This is a genomic window from Streptomyces marincola (assembly GCF_020410765.1).
In the GTDB taxonomy this organism is placed as follows: Bacteria; Actinomycetota; Actinomycetes; order Streptomycetales; family Streptomycetaceae; genus Streptomyces; species Streptomyces marincola.
Genome location: NZ_CP084541.1, coordinates 5,590,199 through 5,608,716, shown reverse-complemented (window position 1 = coordinate 5,608,716; position 18,518 = coordinate 5,590,199). Strand labels below are relative to the sequence as shown.

The window sequence follows — 18,518 nt, the reverse complement described above, 5'->3', positions numbered from 1 at the left end:
GGGCGCTTTCCGTGCGCGCGTCCCGCGCGCGCCGCCTCACCCGTGCCGGTCGTGCCAGGCGCCCAGCTCGTCGAGCAGCGGCTGGAGTTCGGCGAAGACCCCTTCGGACGCCGCCACGGTCAGGTCGCCGTCCGGCCGGCCTCCCGGCCGGCCGCCGGTCCTGGCCCCCGCCTCACGGACGATGAGGTCCCCGGCCGCGAAGTCCCACGGCGACAGGCCGCGTTCGTAGAAGCCGTCGAGCCGGCCGCCCGCCACGTCGCACAGGTCGACCGCCGCGGAGCCGGAACGGCGGATGTCCCGCACCCGCGGGACGAGCCGGGCGGCGACCGCGGCCTGCCCGGCGCGCATCGCGGCCACGTAGTTGAACCCGGTGCCGATCAGCGCCTGGTCGAGCGGCGGCGACGGCCGGGGCCGCAGCGCCTGCTCACCGGCCGCGGTGCGGCGGAACGCGCCGCCGCCGCGCACCGCCCAGTAGGTCTCGCCGCGCATCGGCACCTCGACGGCGGCGGCCACCGTCTCGCCGTCCGCCTCGGCGGCGATGGAGACCGCCCACTGCGGCAGCCCGTAGAGGTAGTTGACGGTGCCGTCCAGCGGGTCGACGATCCACCGGACGCCGCTGGTGCCGGTGCTCAGGCCGCCCTCCTCGCCCAGCAGCGCGTCATCGGGCCTGCGGCCGGTCAGGAAGCCGGTGATCAGCCGCTCCGCCGCGAGGTCCATCTCGGTGACGACGTCGATGGGGCTCGACTTGGTGGCCTTGACGCCCAGGTCGGCCGGGCGGCCGTCGCGCAGCAGGCGCCCGGCCCGGTGCGCGGCCTCAAGGGCGAGGGCGAGCAGCTCGGCGTTCAGGTCCTGGGCGCCGCCGGACTCCGCCGGCCGCGCGTCCTCCCGCCCGTCGTCCTGGGCGGTCCGCGGTGCGGCTTCCGGTGTGGTCTCGCTCACGGGGCCTCCTCAGGCGTAGGGGCTGTCGGCGCCGGCGGCGGCGGGCAGGGCCCGGCGGCCCGGGCAGCAACCGACGGGGCACAGGTCGTGGCTCGGTCCCAGCGCGCCCAGCGCGCAGCGCGCGGGGGTCTCGCCCCGCTCGGTGGCCGCCCGTTCGAGCACGAGGTCCCGCACCGCGGCGACGAACCGCGGGTCGGCGCCGACGGTCGCCGACCGCACGGCGGGCAGGCCGAGTTCCGCGGCGGTGGCCATGGCCTCCGTGTCGAGGTCGTACAGGACCTCCATGTGGTCCGACACGAACCCGATCGGCACCATCACCACGGCGGGGGCGCCCGAGGCGTGCAGCTCGGCCAGGTGGTCGCCGATGTCGGGCTCAAGCCACGGGATGTGCGGCGCGCCGCTGCGGGACTGGTACACCAGCCGCCAGGGGCGCTCGGTGCCGGTGGCCGCGCGCACCGCGTCCGCGATGTGGCGGGCCGCGTCCAGGTGCTGGGCGACGTAGGCGCCGCCGGGACCGTGCGAGGCGGGCGGGCCCGAGGTGTCGGCCGCCGAGTCCGGGATGGAGTGGGTGGTGAACGCCAGGTGCGCGCCGTCGCGCACGTCCTCGGGCAGCCGGGCCAGGGCGTCGAGGACGCCGTCGGTCATCGTCGTCAGGAACCCGGGGTGGTTGAAGTAGTGCCGCAGCTTGTCGATCCGCGGGGGCTTGAGGCCCTCCGCGGTGAGCGTGGCGAGTGCCCCCGCCAGGTCCTCGCGGTACTGCCGGCAGCCCGAGTAGGACGCGTAGGCGCTCGTCGCGAACACCAGGACGCGGCGGTGGCCCGCACGGACCATCTCCCGCAGGGTGTCGGTGAGGTACGGGCCCCAGTTCCGGTTGCCCCAGTGGACCGGCAGGTCGAGGCCGTGCGCCGCGAAGTCGGCGCGCAGCGCGGCGAGCAGTGTCCGGTTCTGCTCGTTGATGGGGCTGACGCCTCCGAAGAGGTGATAGTGCGCGCCCACTTCGGCCAGACGTTCACGGGGGATGCCGCGGCCCCTGGTGACGTTCTCCAGGAACGGCAGCACGTCGTCGGGGCCTTCCGGGCCGCCGAAGGACAACAGCAGCAGGGCGTCGTACGGATGCGGGTCGATGGCGCGGTCCATGTCCCCGATCCTGCCACCCGCACCGGGCCGGCCCCACGGCACCGCCCCGGAACAGCGCTCACGTTCCGCGCACGGTTTCTTCGCGGGAAGTTCCACCATTTGCCGCTTCGCGCACACCGTGTGCGGTTGTCCCCGAACGGCGCCCGACCGGGGCAGCGGAAGCTCCCGAACCGCCCCCTCTGTGAAACTTGTCACCCTTACGAAGGGAGATCGGCCGGGCGCGGGCCGCGTCAACATCCCTGGCCCGGGGAAAACTTCCATGGCGCGGCGCCCTGTTGGGGTGGCCCCAATGGAGTAGTGTGAAATTCCGGGTCCTGGCCCCGGGCGGCACCCGTGTGCGGACATCGTTCGCGCCGGTCACCACACGTGGCAAAGTGGTGACTGTGCCATAACGGCGGCTCAGGACCCCGGCCCGACACGCCGGGCAAGTCGGCAAGGTTGTGGCACGCTGCGCCCGGGCAGGTCACACTCGTCCAGCGGGAGCAGCGACGTACGTGACGTCGGCAGGCACCACCGGGAGGTCCTCGTGCCCGAACTGCGTGTCGTGGCCGTGAGCAATGACGGCACACGCCTGGTGCTCAAGGCTGCCGACAACACGGAGTACACACTGCCCATCGACGAGCGGCTGCGTGCCGCCGTCAGGAACGACAGGGCCAGACTCGGCCAGATCGAGATCGAGGTCGAGAACCACCTGCGCCCGCGCGACATCCAGGCGCGCATACGGGCCGGCGCCACGGCCGAGGAGGTGGCCCAGTTCGCCGGCATCCCCGTGGAGCGCGTGCGCCGCTTCGAGGGCCCGGTGCTCGCCGAGCGCGCCTTCATGGCCGAGCGGGCCCGCAAGACCCCCGTGCGGCGCCCGGGCGAGAGCGCGGGCCCCCAGCTCGGCGACGCGGTCACCGAGCGGCTGATGCTGCGCGGCGCGGACAAGGACGCGGTGCGCTGGGACTCCTGGCGCCGGGACGACGGCACGTGGGAGGTGCTGCTCGTCTACCGCGTGGCGGGCGAGACGCACTCGGCGAGCTGGACCTACGACCCGCCGCGGCGGCTGGTGCAGGCCGTGGACGACGAGGCGCGCGCCCTGCTGGGCGAGAGCGACGACACGCCCGAGCCCAGCACCCCGTTCGTGCCGCGCATCGCCAGGCTGCCGCGCGACGGCGAGCGCCCGCCCGGGCCCAGGATCGCGGCGGACAACGACACGGACTCGCTGACCAGCCTCCTCGAAGCCGTTCCGAGCTTCCGGGGCGACCTGGTGGTCCCCGAGCAGGCCGCGCCGCCGCCCGGATCGGCCGCGGACGGCGCGGAGCCGGAGGACGAGGAGTCGGCGCGCGGCCGCGAGGCGCCCGCGGCCAGCGCGGGGTCCACGTACGCGGACGTGCTGATGCCGCGTTCGGTCGGCGGGCACAGGGACCGGCTGACCGGCAACACCGATCGGCAGGCGGAGGCCGACGGCGTCCGCCCGGGCCGCCGGGCCGCCGTGCCGAGCTGGGACGAGATCGTCTTCGGCACCCGCCGCAAGAAGAAGGACTGAGGTCCGGGGCCCGGCGCCCCGGACCGGCCCTCAGCCGGGCTCCTGGCCCGTCGCGACGGGCCGCCCGGGGTCCGCGGTCCACTCGCTCCACGAACCGGGGTACAGGGCCGCCTCCACGCCCGCCTCGGCCAGCGCGAGCACCGCGTGCGCCGCGGAGACCCCTGAGCCGCAGTACACGCCGACCGCGACGCCCGGCCCGGCGCCCAGCTCCGCGTAGCGGGCGGCGAGTTCCTCGCGGGGCCGCAGCCTGCCGTCGGCCCCGGCGTTCTCCGTGGTCGGCGCGGACACCGCGCCGGGGATGTGCCCGCCGACCGGATCGATCGGCTCCACCTCGCCCCGGTAGCGCTCGGCCGCGCGCGCGTCGAGCAGCACTCCCTCGCGGGCGAGGCGGGCGGCGCCGTCGGCGTCCAGGACCGGCAGGGCGCCGGGCGCGGGGACGAAGTCGCCCTCCCGCGGCTCGGGCACCCCGGTGTCGAGCGCGCCCTGCCACGCGGCGAGACCGCCGTCCAGAACGCGCACCCGCGGGTGCCCGGCCCAGCGCAGCAGCCACCAGGCGCGGGCCGCCGCCCAGCCCTGCCCGTCGTCGTAGACCACCACGGGGCGTCCGTGCGACACCCCGGCGCGGCGCATCGCGGCGCCGAAGAGCTCGGGGTCAGGCAGCGGGTGCCGCCCGCCGGGCCCCGGCGGAGCGGCCAACTCGGTGTCCAGGTCGACGTACACGGCGCCCGGCAGGTGCCCCGCCGCGTACTGCGGGCGGCCGGGCGGGCCGCCGAGCCGCCAGCGCACGTCGAGCAGAACGGGACGCTCGTGGGGCGGCGTTCCGGGGCCGAGTGCGCGGGCCAGGTCGGCTGCCGAGATCATTGCTGTCATGGGCCCATTCTCCCCGGGCACCAGGGGGAGACTCGTGAGGGCGACAACGGCAGTGGCGCGATGGTCCGACAGGAGAAGAGAAGGATGACCGAGGCAGCGAGTCCGCCCGTTTCCGGAACACATCGCTGGGTGAGTCTCATGGTCCACGACCTGGCCGCGAGCCAGGCTTTCTATCACGAGCTTTTCGGTTGGGAGTTCGAGGAGGGGCCGTCGCAACTCGGCCTGTACGCCCGGGCGATGCGCGACGGGCACCCGGTGGCGGGGCTCGGGGAGATCGCCCCCGGGCTGCGGCGCGTCGTGGCATGGCTGCCGTACATCGCGACGCGGGACGCCGACGGCACGGCCGCGGCGGTCCGCGAGTGCGGCGGGACGGTGGCGGTGGGCCCGCTGGATGTCGAGGGGGTGGGCCGGCTGGCGATCGCCGCCGACCCGAGCGGGGCGGCGTTCGGCTTGTGGCAGGGCGGCCCGCGCCGGCGGAGTTCCGTCCGCCACCCCGCGGGGGCGCCCGAGTGGAACGAGCTGATCACCGCGGAGACCGCGGGCGTCGGCAAGTTCTACTCGATGGTCTTCGGGTACGACGCCGCGCCGGAACCCGCGGTGCCCGCGGGCAGCGACCAGCTGACGCTGAGCCTCGGCACCCGTCCGGTCGCCGGCATCCGCGGCGTCGCGGACGCCCTGCCGCACGACCGGGGGCCGCACTGGCTGACGTACTTCGCGGTGCCCGACGTCGACGAGGCGCTTGAGACGGTCGACCGCCTCGGGGGCCGACGGGCCGGCGAGCCGCAGGTGTCGCCCTTCGGCCGCTGGGCCCGGGTCACCGACCCCGAGGGGGCGCCGTTCGCGGTGATCCGCCCGGCCGGTCGCTGATCCGGCGGGACGCGGGACCGGCCGGCGGGGCTCAGCCCTGCCGGCCGGGTGCCGCCGCCGACTGCGGAACGCCCTCGGCCGGCAGCACGTCGGGCGAGAGGGGTCCCGCGCCGGCCGACGCCGCGGTCAGGCGGCGGCGGTGGTGCCTGCGGCACAGCACCTCGTAGCCGACCTCCTTGCCCGCGCCCACGTCGCCCACGACGACCTGCGCGCCCTCCACGACCATCCGCCCGTCCACCGTCCGCGCGTTGTGCGTCGCGCGGGCGCCGCACCAGCACAGCGCCTCGACCTGAAGCACCTCCACCCGGTCCGCCAGCTCGATCAGGCGCTGCGAACCGGGGAAGAGGCGCGTTCTGAAGTCGGTGGTGATGCCGAACGCGAACACGTCGATGCCCAGGTCGTCCACGATGCGGGCCAGCTGGTCGACCTGCCCGGACGACAGGAACTGGGACTCGTCGGTGATCACGTAGTCCACGCGACCGCCCGCGGTGAGGTACTTGACCAGGTGGGCGTGGAAGTCGAACGACTCGTCCGCCTCGACGGCGTCGGTCACCAGGCCGAGCCGGGAGGACAGCCGCCCGGCGCCGGCCCGGTCGTTCCTGGTGAAGATCAGCCCGTTCAGGCCGCGGGCCGAGCGGTTGTGCTGGATCTGGAGCGCGAGGGTGCTCTTTCCGCAGTCCATCGTGCCCGAGAAGAAGGCGAGTTCGGCCAACGTTGTCGACTCCTGGTCAGGTGCGTACTTCGAGCAGCGGCACCAGCTGCTCGGCGGGCGTCACCGAGCCGTGCATGCCGATGAGGGCGGACTCCTTGGGCTCGGTGACGCCCGCGACGACGGCGGAGTTCCCCGTCATGGCCACGACCACGTCGCCGATCCGCTGCCGCACCCGCGCCGCGAGCGGCGTCCCCGGCGGCCCGAACCAGCCGAGTTCCACGGCCTCGTCGCGGGTGGCCACCCACGCGTGCCCGGCCAGCACCTCGCGCCACACCGCGTACACGTCGGGCGCGGCGCCCGGCACCGCGTACAGGTGGCGGGCCCGCCCCTCGCCGCCGAGCCGTGCCACGCCCGCCCGCAGCTCCCAGTCCTCGTCGAAGTCGAACCGGGCGTCCTCCGTGCTCGGCACGTCGACCATCCCGTGGTCGCCGGTGATGTACAGCACGGAACGCGGCGGCAGTTGCTCGGCCAGCCGCCTGGCCAGGCCGTCCACGTGGGCCAGCTGACCGCGCCAGGCGTCGGAGTCGACGCCGAACCGGTGGCCGGCCCCGTCCAGCTCGGCGTAGTAGGTGTAGACGAGCGCGCGGTCGGCCGCGGCGAGGCGGCACGCCGCCAGGTCCATGCGCTCCCCCGCGTCCAGGCGCCCGAGGAACGTGCCGCCCGAGAGCGCGACGCGTGTCAGCGGCGTGTGCTCGAAGTGCGGCGCGGTGACCTGACTGGTCGCCACCCCGGCCGCGTGCGCCGCCTGGAACAGCGTGGGGTGCGGCTGCCAGGCCGCCGGCTCCGTCCACGGCTCCCAGCGCAGCTGGTTCATCGTCTCGCCGGTGTCCGGGTCGAGCACCTTGTAGCCGGCCAGGCCGTGGGCCGCGGGCGCCAGGCCCGTCCCGACGGACGCGAGCGAGGTCGCGGTGGTGGCGGGGAACCCGCTGGTGATCGGCGCCCCGTCGCCCGCCCGTGAGCCGGGCAGCAGCGAGCTGAGGAACGGGGCCTCGCCGGGGTGGGCGCGCAGCAGCTCCCAGCCGAGGCCGTCGACGAGGAAGAGGCACACCCGGTCCGCCGGTGGCAGGATCAGCCCGGTGCCCGGGGCCATGACCTCGAGTCCTGCGAGCGCCGCGGGCAGCACATCGGCCAGCGACCCGGAGCCGTAGCGCGGCACGGGCGCGTCGCGCGGGTCGAGCGGCAGGGGGTCGTGTGCGGGGGCGTGCGTCACCTGCCGGCCGCCGCCGTCGCCTCGGAGAGTGCCTGCGCGAACTCCAGGGTCTGCCGCACGGTCTCGGGCCCGTCACCGGCCTCACTGATGCGCAGCGACAGGTCGTCGGCCGTCGTGGAGCCCGTGTAGCCGTGGTCCGCCTCGCAGTTGGGATCGCCGCAGCTCGCGGGCTCCATGTCGATGCGCGACACCGCGCCCCAGCCGATGGTGAGCACGACCTCGCGGGGCAGCGTGCCGGGCGTGTACGACTGCGGGTCGGCGACGACGCGGCTGATCACCACGGAGGAGATCCGGGACAGCTTCACGGACTCCGTCGAGGTGGTGGCGTAGGGCGCCGGGGGCGTGCTCTCCGCGGACTGCTCGTCGGTGTGGCTCACGATGAACCGGGTGCCGGTGAGCACCAGCACCGTGGCGTGGCGGCGGACCTCGTTGCTGTCGAACGTCGTCTCCTGGTGCACCAGGAAGGAGACGACGGGCTCCCGGCCCACCGCCGCCTCCACGGCCTCGGCGACGAGCGCCGGGTAGTAGCCGCTGCGTTCGATTGCCTCCCGCAGCCCCTGAGACGTGGTACCGGTCTTCGCCATGGCCCCCATCCTACGGGGCCGCTCCGCGGCGAGAAGGGCCCTTGCGGATCAGCGCGGATCAGTAGGCGGGAAGACGGCGCGGACCGAGATCCGCGCGCGGGGGCGGCGGCGCGACGGTCACGGCGGCGGACAGCACGGTCACTCCGCGTGGCGCCACCACGACCGGGTCGAGCCCGACCGCCGCGACCTCCGGCCGGTCTTCGAGCAACCGGCCGAGCCGCAGCAGCAGTTCCTCAAGCGCGGCCGTGTCGGCCGGGGGCGCCCCGCGCCAGCCGAACAGCATGGGCGCGGCCCGGATGGACCGGACGAGCGCGGCGACGTCCCGGTCGGTGACCGGGAGCAGCCGGTGGCCGACGTCCCCGAGCAGTTCCGACGGCGGCCCGGCCAGGCCGAACGACAGGACCGCGCCGATCGCGGGGTCCGCGGTGGCCCGCACCACCGTGTCGACGCCGCGCGGCGCCATCGCCTGCACGACGGGGCGCGGGTGCCGGGCGCCGGCCCGCTCGCCCGCCGCGGCGGGCGGGGCTCCCGGGCCGGTGAGGTCGGCCCAGGCGCGGCGCAGTTCGCCCTCGGTGGCCAGGCCGAGCCGCACTCCGCCGAGATCGGCCCGGTGCCGCGCGTGCGGCGCCGTGCTCTTGAGGGCCACCGGGTAGCCGAGGCGCGCGGCGGCGGCCGCCGCGGCGGCCGGGTCGCCGGCGGGCAGCGCGGGCGCCACGGCGATGCCGTAGGCGGCCAGCAGCACGTGCGCCGCCTCGTCCGTCAGCCGGGCGGGGCCCGCGCCCGCGGGCGCGGCGCCCGCGAGCAGCCGGGCCGCGCGCGCCTCGTCGATGTCGTCGAACTGGGGAACGCGGCCCGGGGCGGCGGCCCCGGTCCGCCAGGCGGCGTGCCGCACCGCGTGGGCGAGGGCGCGGACCGCGCGCTCCGCGGCGGGGTAGGCCGGCACGCCGTGTCCCGCGAGGCCGGCCGCCGGCCCGTCCAGGGCCAGGTGGGCCACGACGACCGGCTTGTCCGCGCCCGCCGCCGCGTCGGCCAGCGCCGAGGCGAGCCGGTCCGCCCCCGACGGCCGCCCGAGCCCGGCGCCGGGCACCGCGGTGACCACGACGGCGTCGGTCTCCGGGTCCCGCAGGGCCGCGGCGAGCGCCCGCCCGAAGTCCGCGGCGTCCGCGGCGCCGCCGAGGACGACCGGCGGCAGCGGGGCGAGCGCATGGGCCCGGCACGCGTCGTGGGCGACGAGCGCGAGCGCCTCGGCGTTGCCGATGACGGCGACGCGCGGGCCGCGCGGCAGGGGCTGGTGGGCGAGCAGCAGGCCGGTGTCGACGAGTTCGACGGCGGTGTCCGCCTCGATGACCCCGGCCTGCGCGAGCAGCGCGGACACCGTGCTCTCGGGCGCGCCTCCCGCGGGCACGGCGTGGTCGTGCGGCGGCGCGCCGCCGCTGTGCCGCCCGCCGCGCACCACGACGACGGGTGTGCCGGCCGCCGCGGTGCGCCGGGCGAGCCGGGTGAACTTGCGCGGGTTGCCCACGGATTCGAGGTACATGAGCACGACCCCGGTGTGCGGGTCCTCGTCCCAGAACTGGAGCGCGTCGTTGCCCGAGACGTCGGCGCGGCTGCCCGCGGAGAGGAACGTGGACAGGCCGGCCCCGCGCCCGTCCAGTTCGTCGAGCACGGCGATGCCGATGGCCGCGGACTGGGTGAACAGGCCGATGCGGCCCCGGCGCGGCAGGCGCGGGGCGGGGCTGGCGTTGAGGCGGACGTCCGACGCGGTGTTGATGACGCCGAAGGCGCCCGGGCCGATGACGCGCATGCCGTACGAGCGGGCTCGCGCGACGAGCGCCCGCCGCTGGTCGCGGGTGTGCCCGGCGGCCAGGACGAGCAGTCCCTGGACGCCGTGCTCGCCGCAGTCCTCGGTGACGGCGGCCACCCGGTCCGCGGGCACCGCGACGACGGCCAGGTCAACGGGGGCGCCGATGTCGCGGACCGAGCGGAACGCCGGGACGCCGCCGAGTTCCGTGGCGCCGTCGGGCAGCGCCGCGTTCACGGCGTAGACCTCGCCGCGGAACCCGCAGGACCGCAGCCCCGCGAGTACCGTCCGGCCGGCGCCGCCCGGGGCGCGGCCCGCGCCGATGACGGCGACGCTGCGCGGCGCGAGCAGCCGTTCCACCGACCTGGCCTCGGCCCGCTGCTCCCTGGCGCGCATGACGGCGACCGACTCGGCGGTGGGTTCGAGGTCGAGGGAGAGGTGGACCGCGCCGTCCGCGAAACTGCGGCGCTGCACGTAGCCCGCGTCGGTGAAGACCTTGATCATCTTGCCGTTGGCGGGCAGCACCTCGGCCTCGAAGCGGCGGATGCCGCGTTCCCGCGCGACCGCGGCGATGTGTTCGAGCAGCACGGAGGCCAGGCCCCGGCCCTGGTGGGCGTCCTGCACCAGGAACGCCACCTCCGCGCGGTCCGCGGGCGCCGGGGCCGCGCGGCCGTTCCCGTCCACCCGGTCGTAGCGCACGGTGGCGAGGAACTCGCCGCCCACCGTGGCCGCGAGGCCGACCCGGTCCACGTAGTCGTGATGGGTGAACCGGTGCACGTCCCGGTCGGAGAGCCGGGGGTAGGGGGCGAAGAAGCGGTAGTACTTCGACTGGTCGGAGACCCGCTCGTAGAAGCCGACCAGGCGCCGCGCGTCGTCGGGCGTGATGGGCCTGATGTGCGTGGTGCCGCCGTCGCGCAGCACCACGTCGGCTTCCCAGTGCGCCGGGTAGGGAGGCTGGGCGGGCATGCGCATGGCTTCAGCGTACGGTTGACCGTGTCCGGACGGGAGGCTCGGCGTCTCCCGCCGGGGACACCGCGTCCGCATGTCCGTTCAACCCTTAAGGACACCACCATGGCCGAGCGCCGCGTCACCATTGGCTGGGCCGAAGGGCTGCACGCCCGTCCCGCCTCGATCTTCGTCCGTGCCGCGACGGCAGCCGGCGTGCCGGTGAGCGTCGCGCGCGCGGGCGGCGCACCCGTCAACGCCGCCTCGATGCTCGCCGTGCTGAGCCTGGGCGCCGAGGGCGGCGAGGAGATCGTGCTCGCGTCGACCGCGGCCGACGCGGCGGCGGCCGAGGCGGCGCTCGACCGGCTGGCGAAGCTCGTTTCCGAGGGCCTCGAAGAACTCCCGGAAACGGTGTGAAAACAGCCGCCGCCGGATTCGGCGAGTAATTCGGGCAGCGCTATTTGCGCCCAGGATTCCGGCGGCGGAATTACCGGGTCGGTGACCCATATGTATACGGTCGCTGTTAAATCTGGCCACGCGCTGTGTTGACAGCAGGTTTCTGACCTCTCACGCCCACGGGGCGGAACTGTCTGCGGGCCGGATTCGCCCGTTCCAGCTGCGCGGCCGACAGCATCCGCGCGCGCTCCGCGTCACCGCGCGCGATGGCGTCGACCAGGGCGCCCCGCTCCTGCCACAGGCTCACGGCCCGGGACAGGGGCTCGCCCGCGTACAGCCAGGTCACCTTGCGCCGCAGCTGCACGAGCATCGCGGTGAGACCGGGGTTGCCCGTGGCCTGCGCGACCGTCTCGTGGAACCAGTCCCCCAGCGACCTGAGGTCCGCCTCCTGCCCCTGGCCTGCGCGCTGGCGGCCCAGCCGCACCAATCCGCGCAGCACCTTCAGGTGCGCCTCCGTGCGGCGCTGCGCGGCCCTGGCCGCGCCGAGCGGCTCCAGCAGGGCCCTGATGTCCAGCAGGTCGGCCGCCTCCCGGTCGCCCGGCTGCGCCACGCACGCCCCCGCGTGCCGCCGGGAGACCACGAACCCCTCGGACTCCAGTGTCCGCAGTGCCTCGCGCACCGGCACCCGCGAGACGCCGTAACGCTGCGCGAGCTGTTCCTCCGCCAGCCTGGCACCGGGCGGCAGAACGCCGCCGACGATGTCGTCACGGATCGCCGTGCATACCGTGTGCGCGGAGATACGCATGGAACAACCCCCACAGACATTCCGGCGCCAGCCCTGTCGCAATACCACCGGTTCACTGCCCTGAACTGTATGGCACAACACGGGAAATGCCGATACCGCTCCGGGAAAATGCACCGATTTTCGGCCGTAAACACCGGAAGAACGTGCGCCGGGAGCGCACGGGGGCGGCGCGGCGGGCGCCCCGGCGGCCGGCCGCCGGGGGGACGCGCCCGCCGCGCCCGGCCGACGTCAGCCGGCCACCACGGTCACCTCGCCGATGCCCAGCTCCCGTACGGGTTCCGCGATCTGCGAGGCGTCACCGACCAGGACCGTCACCAGGCGGTCGACGGGGAACGCCCGCACCACCGCCGCGGTGGCCTCGACGGCGCCCGTGTCGGCGAGGCGCGCGTACAGCGTGGCCTGGTAGTCGTCCGGCAGCTCCTCCTCGACCTGGTCCGCCAGCGTTCCGGCGACCGCGGCCGCCGTCTCGAAGCTCAGCGGCGCGACCCCCACCAGGTACTGCACGGCGGCGTCCCGCTCCTCCTCGGTGAGCCCGCCCTCGGCGAGCTCGCGCAGCACGCGCCACAGGTCGGCGAGCGCGGGCCCGGTCACGTCCGTGGCCACCGAACCGCGGATGCCGAGCAGCGCCGCGCCCGCGCCGTCGGCGCGCGAGCGCAGCACCTGGCTGAAGGACCTGATGCCGTAGGTGTAGCCCTTCTCCTCGCGCAGCACGCGGTCGAGGCGGGAGGTGATCGTCCCGCCCAGGCAGTAGATCCCCAGGCGCCGCGCCGGGTAGGCCGGGTCGTGCCGGTCCTGGCCGAGCCGCGCGATGAGCAGCTGGGTCTGCACGGCTCCCGGCCGGTCCACGATGACGACGCGGCCGGTGTCGTCGGCGCTGAACGGCGCCCAGACGGGCGGCCCCGCGGCAGGCCCGGTCCACGCGCCCAGGGTGCCGAGCAGCGCCGCGTCGAGGTCGATGCCCGTCAGGTCGCCGACCACGACGACCGTGGCGGCCGACGGCCGCACGTGCGCCTCGTAGAAGGCGCGCACCGACTTGGCGTCGATCCGCGCCACGGACTCCGCGGTGCCCTGCCGGGGCCGCGCCAGCCGGGAGTCCGCGGGGAACAGCGTGTCGTACAGCGCCACCGCCGCGCGGCGCCCGGGGTTGGCCAGCTCGTGCGGGATCTCGTCGAGCCGGTTGGCGACCAGCCGCTCGATCTCGCTCTCCGCGAAGGCCGGGGCGCGCAGCGCGTCGGCGAGCAGCCCCAAAGCCTTGGTGAGGCGCGAGGCCGGGACTTCGAGCGAGACCCGTACGCCCGGGTGGTCGGCGAACGTGTCGAGCGTCGCGCCGTACCGTTCCAGCTCGGCGGCGAACTCCTCGGCGCTGTGCCGGTCGGTGCCCTCGGAGAGGGCCCGCGCCATGATCGTGGCCACGCCCTCCTGCCCGGTGGGCTCGGCCGCCAGCGGCGCGGTCAGGCTGACCTCGACCGCGATCACCCGCTGGCCGGGGCGGTGGCAGCGCAGCACGGTCAGCCCGTTGGGCAGCGCCCCGCGCTCGGGGGCGGGGAACGCCCACGGCCGCGGGGTGCCCGCGGTCGGCCGCGGGTGGAGCTGCATGGTGGAGGTGACGTCGGTCACTGGTCCGCCCCTTCGGTCGCGTCCTGCTCTTCCGTGTCCGTGTCCGCCGGGTCCCCTGTGGGCTCGTAGACGAGCACCGCGCGGTTGTCCGGGCGCAGCCGCGCCGCCGCGACCGCCTTGACCTCCTCGGGGGTGACGTCGAGGATCCGCCGCACCGCGGTGAGCGCGAGCTGCGGATCGCCGAAGAGGACCGCGTACTTGCACAGCTCGTCGGCGCGCCCGCCGACGGTCGCGAGGCGGTCGAGCCACTCGCGCTCCAACTGCGCCTGCGCGCGCTCCATCTCCTCGGGTGTCGGCCCCTCGGCGGCGAACCGGGCCAGTTCCTCGTCCACGGCGGCGTCGATGGCGGCGATCTCCGCGTCGCCCGAGGTCTTGACGTCCAGCCAGCCCATGGAGGGCGCGCCGGACAGCCTGAGCATGCCGAAGCCGACGGCGACGGCGGTGCGGTCGCGCCTGACCAGGCGGTTGTGCAGCCGCGAGGACTCGCCGCCGCCGAGCACGGTGAGCGCCAGGTCGGCCGCGTCGGCCTCGCGCACGCCGTCCCGCGGCAGCCGGTAGGCCGCCATCAGGGCCCGCGCGGGAACGTCCTCGCGCAGCAGCTCGCGCGTCTCGCCGCCGAGCGTGTCGGGCAGCGAGCCGTCGCGCGGCGGGCGCTTGCCGTCGTGGGAGGGGATGGAGCCGAAGTACTTCTCCACCCAGGCCAGGGTGGTCTCGGGGTCGATGTCCCCGACGACGGCGAGCACCGCGTTGTTCGGCGCGTAGTAGGTGCGGAAGAACTCCTGCGCGTCCGCGAGCGACGCCGCGTCCAGGTCGGCCATCGAGCCGATCGGCAGGTGGTGGTACGGGTGGCCCTCGGGGTAGACCATGGCGGTCAGGCGCTCGAACGCGGTGCCGTAGGGCACGTTGTCGTAACGCTGGCGGCGTTCGTTCTTGACGACGTCGCGCTGGTTCTCCAAGGACTCCTCGTCCAGCGCCGTCAGCAGCGTGCCCATCCGGTCCGCTTCAAGCCAGAGGGCGAGTTCGAGCTGGTGGGCGGGCATCGTCTCGAAGTAGTTGGTGCGTTCGAAGCTGGTCGTGCCGTTGAGCGAGCCGCCGGCGCCCTGCACGAGTTCGAAGTGTCCGCTGCCCTTGACCTGCTGCGACCCCTGGAACATGAGGTGCTCGAAAAGGTGCGCCAGGCCCGTGCGGCCCTCGACCTCGTGGCGTGAGCCGACGTCGTACCAGAGGCAGACGGCGGCGACGGGGGTCAGGTGATCCTCGGAGAGCACCACGCGCAGGCCGTTGGCCAGCCGGTGCTCGGTCGCTGAGAGCCCGCCGACGGACTCCTCTGGGGTGGCCGTGTGGCCCATGGGCATGGGGTCCCTTCGCTCGGTCGGTCGAGGTCTACGTCACCTTATGCAAGGTGAGGCGGGGCGTGCGAAGTTCCCGGTTGTCGGAACCGCGGTCCACAATGGTCCGCAGCAACCCCGACCACCCGTACGAAGGAGCCCTGCCGCGATGGCCCGCCGCAGTACGAAGTCCCCGCCTCCCGAGGAGTTCGAGGAGCGCATTCTGGACATCGACGTCGTCGATGAGATGCAGGGCTCTTTCCTTGAGTACGCCTACTCGGTGATCTACTCCCGCGCGCTGCCCGACGCGCGGGACGGGATGAAGCCGGTGCACCGGCGCATCCTCTACCAGATGCACGACATGGGCCTGCGGCCCGACCGCAACTACGTCAAGTGCGCCCGCGTCGTCGGCGAGGTGATGGGCAAGCTGCACCCGCACGGCGACTCGGCCATCTACGACGCGCTCGTCCGCATGGCCCAGCCGTTCTCGATGCGGCTGCCCCTGGTCGACGGCCATGGGAACTTCGGTTCCCTGGGCAACGACGACCCGCCGGCCGCCATGCGGTACACCGAGTGCCGCTCGGCGCCCGCGGCCGGGCTGATGGTGGAGTCCATCGACGAGGACACGGTCGACTTCGCGCCGAACTACGACGGCAGCGAACGCGAGCCGGTCGCGCTCCCGGCCGCCTACCCCAACCTCCTGGTGAACGGCGCCAGCGGCATCGCGGTCGGCATGGCCACCAACATGCCGCCGCACAACCTCGTCGAGGTCATCGCGGCGGCCAGGCACCTGATCCGCCACCCGGCCGCCGACCTGGCCACGCTGATGCGCATGGTGCCGGGCCCCGACCTGCCGACGGGCGGTCAGATCGTCGGCCTCGACGGCATCCGCGACGCGTACGCGACGGGCCGCGGCACGTTCCGCATGCGCGCGACCGTCACCGAGGAGAAGGTCTCGGCGCGCCGCCGCGGCCTCGTCGTCACCGAACTGCCGTTCGCCGTCGGCCCCGAGAAGGTCATCGGGAAGATCAAGGACCTGGTGAACGCCAAGAAGCTCCAGGGCATCGCCGACGTCAAGGACCTGACGGACCGCGAGCACGGCCTCCGGCTGGTCATCGAGGTGAAGAACGGGTTCAACCCCGAGGCCGTGCTCGCCCAGCTCTACAAGCTGACGCCGATGGAGGAGACCTTCGGCATCAACAACGTGGCGCTCGTGGACGGCCAGCCGCTGACGATGGGCCTGCGCGACCTGCTGCGGGTCTACGTCGACCACCGCTTCGACGTGGTCAGGCGGCGCAGCGAGTTCAGGCGCGGAAAGCGGCGGGACCGGCTGCACCTCGTCGAGGGCCTGCTGATCGCCCTGCTCGACATCGACGAGGTCATCCGCCTGATCCGCTCCAGCGAGAACGCGGCGGCGGCCAAGGAGGCCCTGATCGAGCGGTTCGGTCTCTCGGAGGTGCAGACCCAGTACATCCTGGACACGCCGTTGCGGCGGCTGACCAAGTTCGACCGGATCGAGCTGGAGAGTGAGCGCGACCGGCTGAACACGGAGATCGACGAGCTGACCCGCATCCTGGAGTCGGACGCCGAGCTGCGCAAGCTGGTCTCCGCGGAGCTGGCCGAGGTCGCCAAGAAGTACGGGACGCCGCGCCGCACGCGGCTGCTGGAGTCCGAGGCCGCGGCCGTCGACGTGGTGCCGCTCGAAGTGTCCGACGACCCGTGCCGGGTGCTGCTGTCCTCCACCGGGCTGCTGGCCCGCACCGAGGACGGCGACGGCGCGTTCGGCGAGGGCCGCGGCGGGCGGCGCGGCAAGCACGACGTGGTCGTCTCGGCCGCGCCCGCCACCATCAGGGGCGAGGTCGGCGCGGTGACCTCCGAGGGCCGGCTGCTGCGGCTGTCCGTGGTCGACCTCCCGCAGCTGCCGCAGGGCGCCGCGACGCCGAGCCTGGCGGGCGGCGCGCAGGTCGCCGAGTTCCTCTCCCTGCGCCCCGACGAGCGGGTGGTGTGCCTGACCACGCTCGACGAGTCCTCGCCCGGCCTGGCCATCGGCACGGAGCATGGGGTGGTCAAGCGGGTCGTCCCCGACTACCCGGGCCACAAGGAGGAGCTTGAGGTCATCTCCCTCAGGGAGGGCGACCGGATCGTCGGCGCCGTGGAGCTGCGCACCGGCGAGGAGGACCTGGTCTTCATCACCAGTGACGCGCAGCTGCTGCGCTACCCGGCCTCCCAGGTCCGGCCGCAGGGGCGGCCGGCGGGCGGCATGGCGGGCGTCAAGCTGGCCGAGGGGGCCCGGGTCCTGTCGTTCGCGGCGGTGGACCCGGCCGCGGACGCGGCGGTGTTCACCGTGGCGGGCGGCAGCGGCACGCTCGACGACGCGTTCGGCACGGCGAAGCTGACGCCGTTCGACCAGTACCCGCGCAAGGGGCGCGCCACCGGCGGGGTGCGCTGCCAGCGGTTCCTCAAGGGCGAGGAGCGGCTGACGTTCGCCTGGGCCGGGCCGATGCCCGCGCGGGCCGCGGCGGCCTCGGGAGCGCCCCTGGACCTGCCCGAGCCCGATCCGCGCCGCGACGGCTCGGGAACGCCGCTGGACAAGCCCGTCGCGGTGGTCGGCGCGCCGCTGTGACCCGGGCCCGGGCGGTCAGCCCGGGGAGACGGCGCCGGTGAGGCCACCGGCGCCGTCCGGCGCGCCGGAGCGCGCGCGGTCGCGTGCGCCCTCCCGCGCCCCGTCCGCCTCTGCCTCTGCCTCCGCCTCCGCCTCCGCGGTGACGTCGTCCGGGTCGTCCACGTAGCGCAGGACCTCCCACAGGTCCTCCTCGGCCGCGGGCCCGGTGGCGACGCAGGCGGCCAGCTCGCGGTGCAGGGCGGCGGTGTCGAGACCCGAGCCGATCAGCACCAGTTCCGCGCCCTGCCCGGCCTCGGCGGGGTAGAAGCGCAGGAAGCGCCCGACGGCGTGCACGCCGAAGCGCTCCGTCCCGAAGGAGACGAAGCCCTTGATCCGGTAGAGCCCTTCCGGCCTGGAGTCGAGGAACGCCATCAGCCGCCGCGGCGCCAGCGGCGCCTCCGTGCGGAACGAGACGCTCTCGTACCCGGTGTGCGGGTGCCGCCCGTGCGTCTCCTCCTCGGCGGCGGCCAGGTCGGCGAAGGACAGCTGCCTGGGTCCCGGGCGCCCGCCCGGGCCCGCGTCCCCGTCGAACAGCAGGCGCGGGTCGATCCGCCCGTGCGCCGCCGGGACGACGGGCGCGCCCGCGGCCCGGGCCCGCAGCTCCTCCGTCAGCGCGTCGAGCGCCCCCGGCGGCACGCGGTCGGCCTTGTTCAGCACGACGAGGTCGGCGACACCGAGGTGGCGGGCGTGCTGCGGCTCTGCCGCGTCGACGACCTGCACCAGGCCGCCGTAGACGACGCGGCGGTTGTCACTGGCGAGGATCATCCGGACCAGCGACGGCGGCTCGGCCAGGCCGCTCGCCTCCACGACGATGAGGTCGATGCCGGCGCCCGGCCGGGCCAGGGCGTCGAGTGCCGCGTCCAGGTCCTCGGTGTCGACGGCGCAGCACAGGCAGCCGTTGCCGAAGGAGGCCATGGCGTCGACCTGGCCCGCCACCGTCATCGCGTCCACGGGGATGCTGCCGAAGTCGTTGACGACGGCGCCGATCCGCACGCCCTCGCGGTTCCTCAGGAGGTGGTTGAGCAACGTGGTCTTCCCCGCCCCGAGGAAGCCGGCGAGGACGAGGACCGGGATCCTGCTGTTCGGCATGCGGCTCACGATAGTCGCAGCCGGTGAC

At 74.9% G+C, this 18,518-nt stretch carries 15 protein-coding genes; 4 read left to right on the top strand and 11 right to left on the bottom strand.

Annotation, left to right across the window (positions count from 1 at the left end; genetic code table 11):
• Positions 1 to 36 precede the first annotated feature (36 nt).
• Together LC193_RS24715 and LC193_RS24710 are read right to left on the bottom strand one after the other, a co-directional pair.
• Complete coding sequence (locus tag LC193_RS24715; protein WP_226078871.1) at positions 37 to 846, bottom strand: inositol monophosphatase family protein; 810 nt, start codon at positions 844 to 846, stop codon at positions 37 to 39.
• A gap of 102 nt (positions 847 to 948) precedes the next feature.
• A complete protein-coding gene (locus tag LC193_RS24710; protein ID WP_226077536.1) occupies positions 949 to 2,076 on the bottom strand; it encodes a ferrochelatase in 1,128 nt (375 codons plus the stop codon).
• Positions 2,077 to 2,602: 526 nt separating this feature from the next.
• Between LC193_RS24710 and sepH the strand changes: the two genes are divergently transcribed.
• A complete protein-coding gene (gene sepH / locus LC193_RS24705) occupies positions 2,603 to 3,604 on the top strand; it encodes a septation protein SepH (protein ID WP_086157616.1) in 1,002 nt (333 codons plus the stop codon).
• Between the two features lie 30 nt (positions 3,605 to 3,634).
• Here the strand turns inward: sepH and LC193_RS24700 are convergent, their stop codons facing one another.
• Entirely contained in the window at positions 3,635 to 4,474 is an 840-nt protein-coding gene (locus tag LC193_RS24700; protein ID WP_226077534.1) for a sulfurtransferase, read from the bottom strand.
• A 138-nt stretch (positions 4,475 to 4,612) separates the two neighbouring features.
• Between LC193_RS24700 and LC193_RS24695 the strand changes: the two genes are divergently transcribed.
• Positions 4,613 to 5,341 carry a VOC family protein gene (locus LC193_RS24695; RefSeq protein WP_226078870.1) on the top strand — a complete coding sequence of 243 codons (729 nt, stop codon included), beginning with the start codon at positions 4,613 to 4,615 and terminating at the stop codon, positions 5,339 to 5,341.
• A gap of 31 nt (positions 5,342 to 5,372) precedes the next feature.
• Here the strand turns inward: LC193_RS24695 and LC193_RS24690 are convergent, their stop codons facing one another.
• From LC193_RS24690 to LC193_RS24675, 4 genes are read right to left on the bottom strand one after another with little or no spacing between them, the layout of a single operon-like run.
• Positions 5,373 to 6,053, bottom strand: coding sequence for a thymidine kinase (locus LC193_RS24690; protein WP_226077533.1), 681 nt, complete (start codon positions 6,051 to 6,053; stop codon positions 5,373 to 5,375).
• Positions 6,054 to 6,069: 16 nt separating this feature from the next.
• Positions 6,070 to 7,263, bottom strand: coding sequence for an alkaline phosphatase family protein (locus LC193_RS24685; RefSeq protein ID WP_226077532.1), 1,194 nt, complete (start codon positions 7,261 to 7,263; stop codon positions 6,070 to 6,072).
• The gene (locus LC193_RS24680; protein ID WP_086161984.1) at positions 7,260 to 7,847 is read right to left on the bottom strand and encodes a DUF5998 family protein; all 588 of its coding nucleotides are present in this window, start codon (positions 7,845 to 7,847) and stop codon (positions 7,260 to 7,262) included. The genes LC193_RS24685 and LC193_RS24680 overlap by 4 nt, the downstream gene beginning before the upstream one ends.
• Positions 7,848 to 7,905: 58 nt before the next feature.
• Positions 7,906 to 10,620, bottom strand: a complete 2,715-nt coding sequence (locus LC193_RS24675) for a bifunctional acetate--CoA ligase family protein/GNAT family N-acetyltransferase (protein ID WP_226077531.1) — start codon at positions 10,618 to 10,620, stop codon at positions 7,906 to 7,908.
• A gap of 99 nt (positions 10,621 to 10,719) precedes the next feature.
• Between LC193_RS24675 and LC193_RS24670 the strand changes: the two genes are divergently transcribed.
• Positions 10,720 to 11,010: an HPr family phosphocarrier protein gene (locus tag LC193_RS24670; RefSeq protein ID WP_226077530.1), complete on the top strand. Its 291-nt coding sequence runs from the start codon at positions 10,720 to 10,722 to the stop codon at positions 11,008 to 11,010.
• Positions 11,011 to 11,116: 106 nt separating this feature from the next.
• On the opposite strand, the gene LC193_RS24665 is transcribed toward LC193_RS24670, so the two are convergent.
• The 3 genes from LC193_RS24665 to LC193_RS24655 form a co-directional block, all read right to left on the bottom strand.
• Complete coding sequence (locus LC193_RS24665) at positions 11,117 to 11,794, bottom strand: GntR family transcriptional regulator (protein ID WP_226077529.1); 678 nt, start codon at positions 11,792 to 11,794, stop codon at positions 11,117 to 11,119.
• Positions 11,795 to 12,022: 228 nt separating this feature from the next.
• Positions 12,023 to 13,390: a M16 family metallopeptidase gene (locus tag LC193_RS24660; protein WP_404819559.1), complete on the bottom strand. Its 1,368-nt coding sequence runs from the start codon at positions 13,388 to 13,390 to the stop codon at positions 12,023 to 12,025.
• Positions 13,391 to 13,407: 17 nt separating this feature from the next.
• Positions 13,408 to 14,766: a M16 family metallopeptidase gene (locus LC193_RS24655; RefSeq protein ID WP_226077525.1), complete on the bottom strand. Its 1,359-nt coding sequence runs from the start codon at positions 14,764 to 14,766 to the stop codon at positions 13,408 to 13,410.
• Between the two features lie 142 nt (positions 14,767 to 14,908).
• Between LC193_RS24655 and LC193_RS24650 the strand changes: the two genes are divergently transcribed.
• Positions 14,909 to 17,362, top strand: a complete 2,454-nt coding sequence (locus LC193_RS24650) for a DNA gyrase/topoisomerase IV subunit A (protein ID WP_226077523.1) — start codon at positions 14,909 to 14,911, stop codon at positions 17,360 to 17,362.
• Between the two features lie 15 nt (positions 17,363 to 17,377).
• On the opposite strand, the gene LC193_RS24645 is transcribed toward LC193_RS24650, so the two are convergent.
• Complete coding sequence (locus LC193_RS24645; protein WP_226077522.1) at positions 17,378 to 18,490, bottom strand: CobW family GTP-binding protein; 1,113 nt, start codon at positions 18,488 to 18,490, stop codon at positions 17,378 to 17,380.
• Between the last annotated feature and the right edge of the window lie 28 nt (positions 18,491 to 18,518).

Bases quoted from the DNA above. Each gene is read 5' to 3' on its own strand.
- LC193_RS24680 (WP_086161984.1), bottom strand. From the start codon at position 7,847: ATGGCGAAGACCGGTACCACGTCTCAGGGGCTGCGGGAGGCAATCGAA.
- LC193_RS24655 (WP_226077525.1), bottom strand. From the start codon at position 14,766: ATGCCCATGGGCCACACGGCCACCCCAGAGGAGTCCGTCGGCGGGCTC.
- LC193_RS24710 (WP_226077536.1), bottom strand. From the start codon at position 2,076: ATGGACCGCGCCATCGACCCGCATCCGTACGACGCCCTGCTGCTGTTG.
- LC193_RS24650 (WP_226077523.1), top strand. From the start codon at position 14,909: ATGGCCCGCCGCAGTACGAAGTCCCCGCCTCCCGAGGAGTTCGAGGAG.
- LC193_RS24665 (WP_226077529.1), bottom strand. From the start codon at position 11,794: ATGCGTATCTCCGCGCACACGGTATGCACGGCGATCCGTGACGACATC.
- LC193_RS24675 (WP_226077531.1), bottom strand. From the start codon at position 10,620: ATGCGCATGCCCGCCCAGCCTCCCTACCCGGCGCACTGGGAAGCCGAC.
- LC193_RS24660 (WP_404819559.1), bottom strand. From the start codon at position 13,390: ATGCAGCTCCACCCGCGGCCGACCGCGGGCACCCCGCGGCCGTGGGCG.
- LC193_RS24645 (WP_226077522.1), bottom strand. From the start codon at position 18,490: ATGCCGAACAGCAGGATCCCGGTCCTCGTCCTCGCCGGCTTCCTCGGG.
- LC193_RS24670 (WP_226077530.1), top strand. From the start codon at position 10,720: ATGGCCGAGCGCCGCGTCACCATTGGCTGGGCCGAAGGGCTGCACGCC.
- LC193_RS24700 (WP_226077534.1), bottom strand. From the start codon at position 4,474: ATGACAGCAATGATCTCGGCAGCCGACCTGGCCCGCGCACTCGGCCCC.
- LC193_RS24695 (WP_226078870.1), top strand. From the start codon at position 4,613: ATGGTCCACGACCTGGCCGCGAGCCAGGCTTTCTATCACGAGCTTTTC.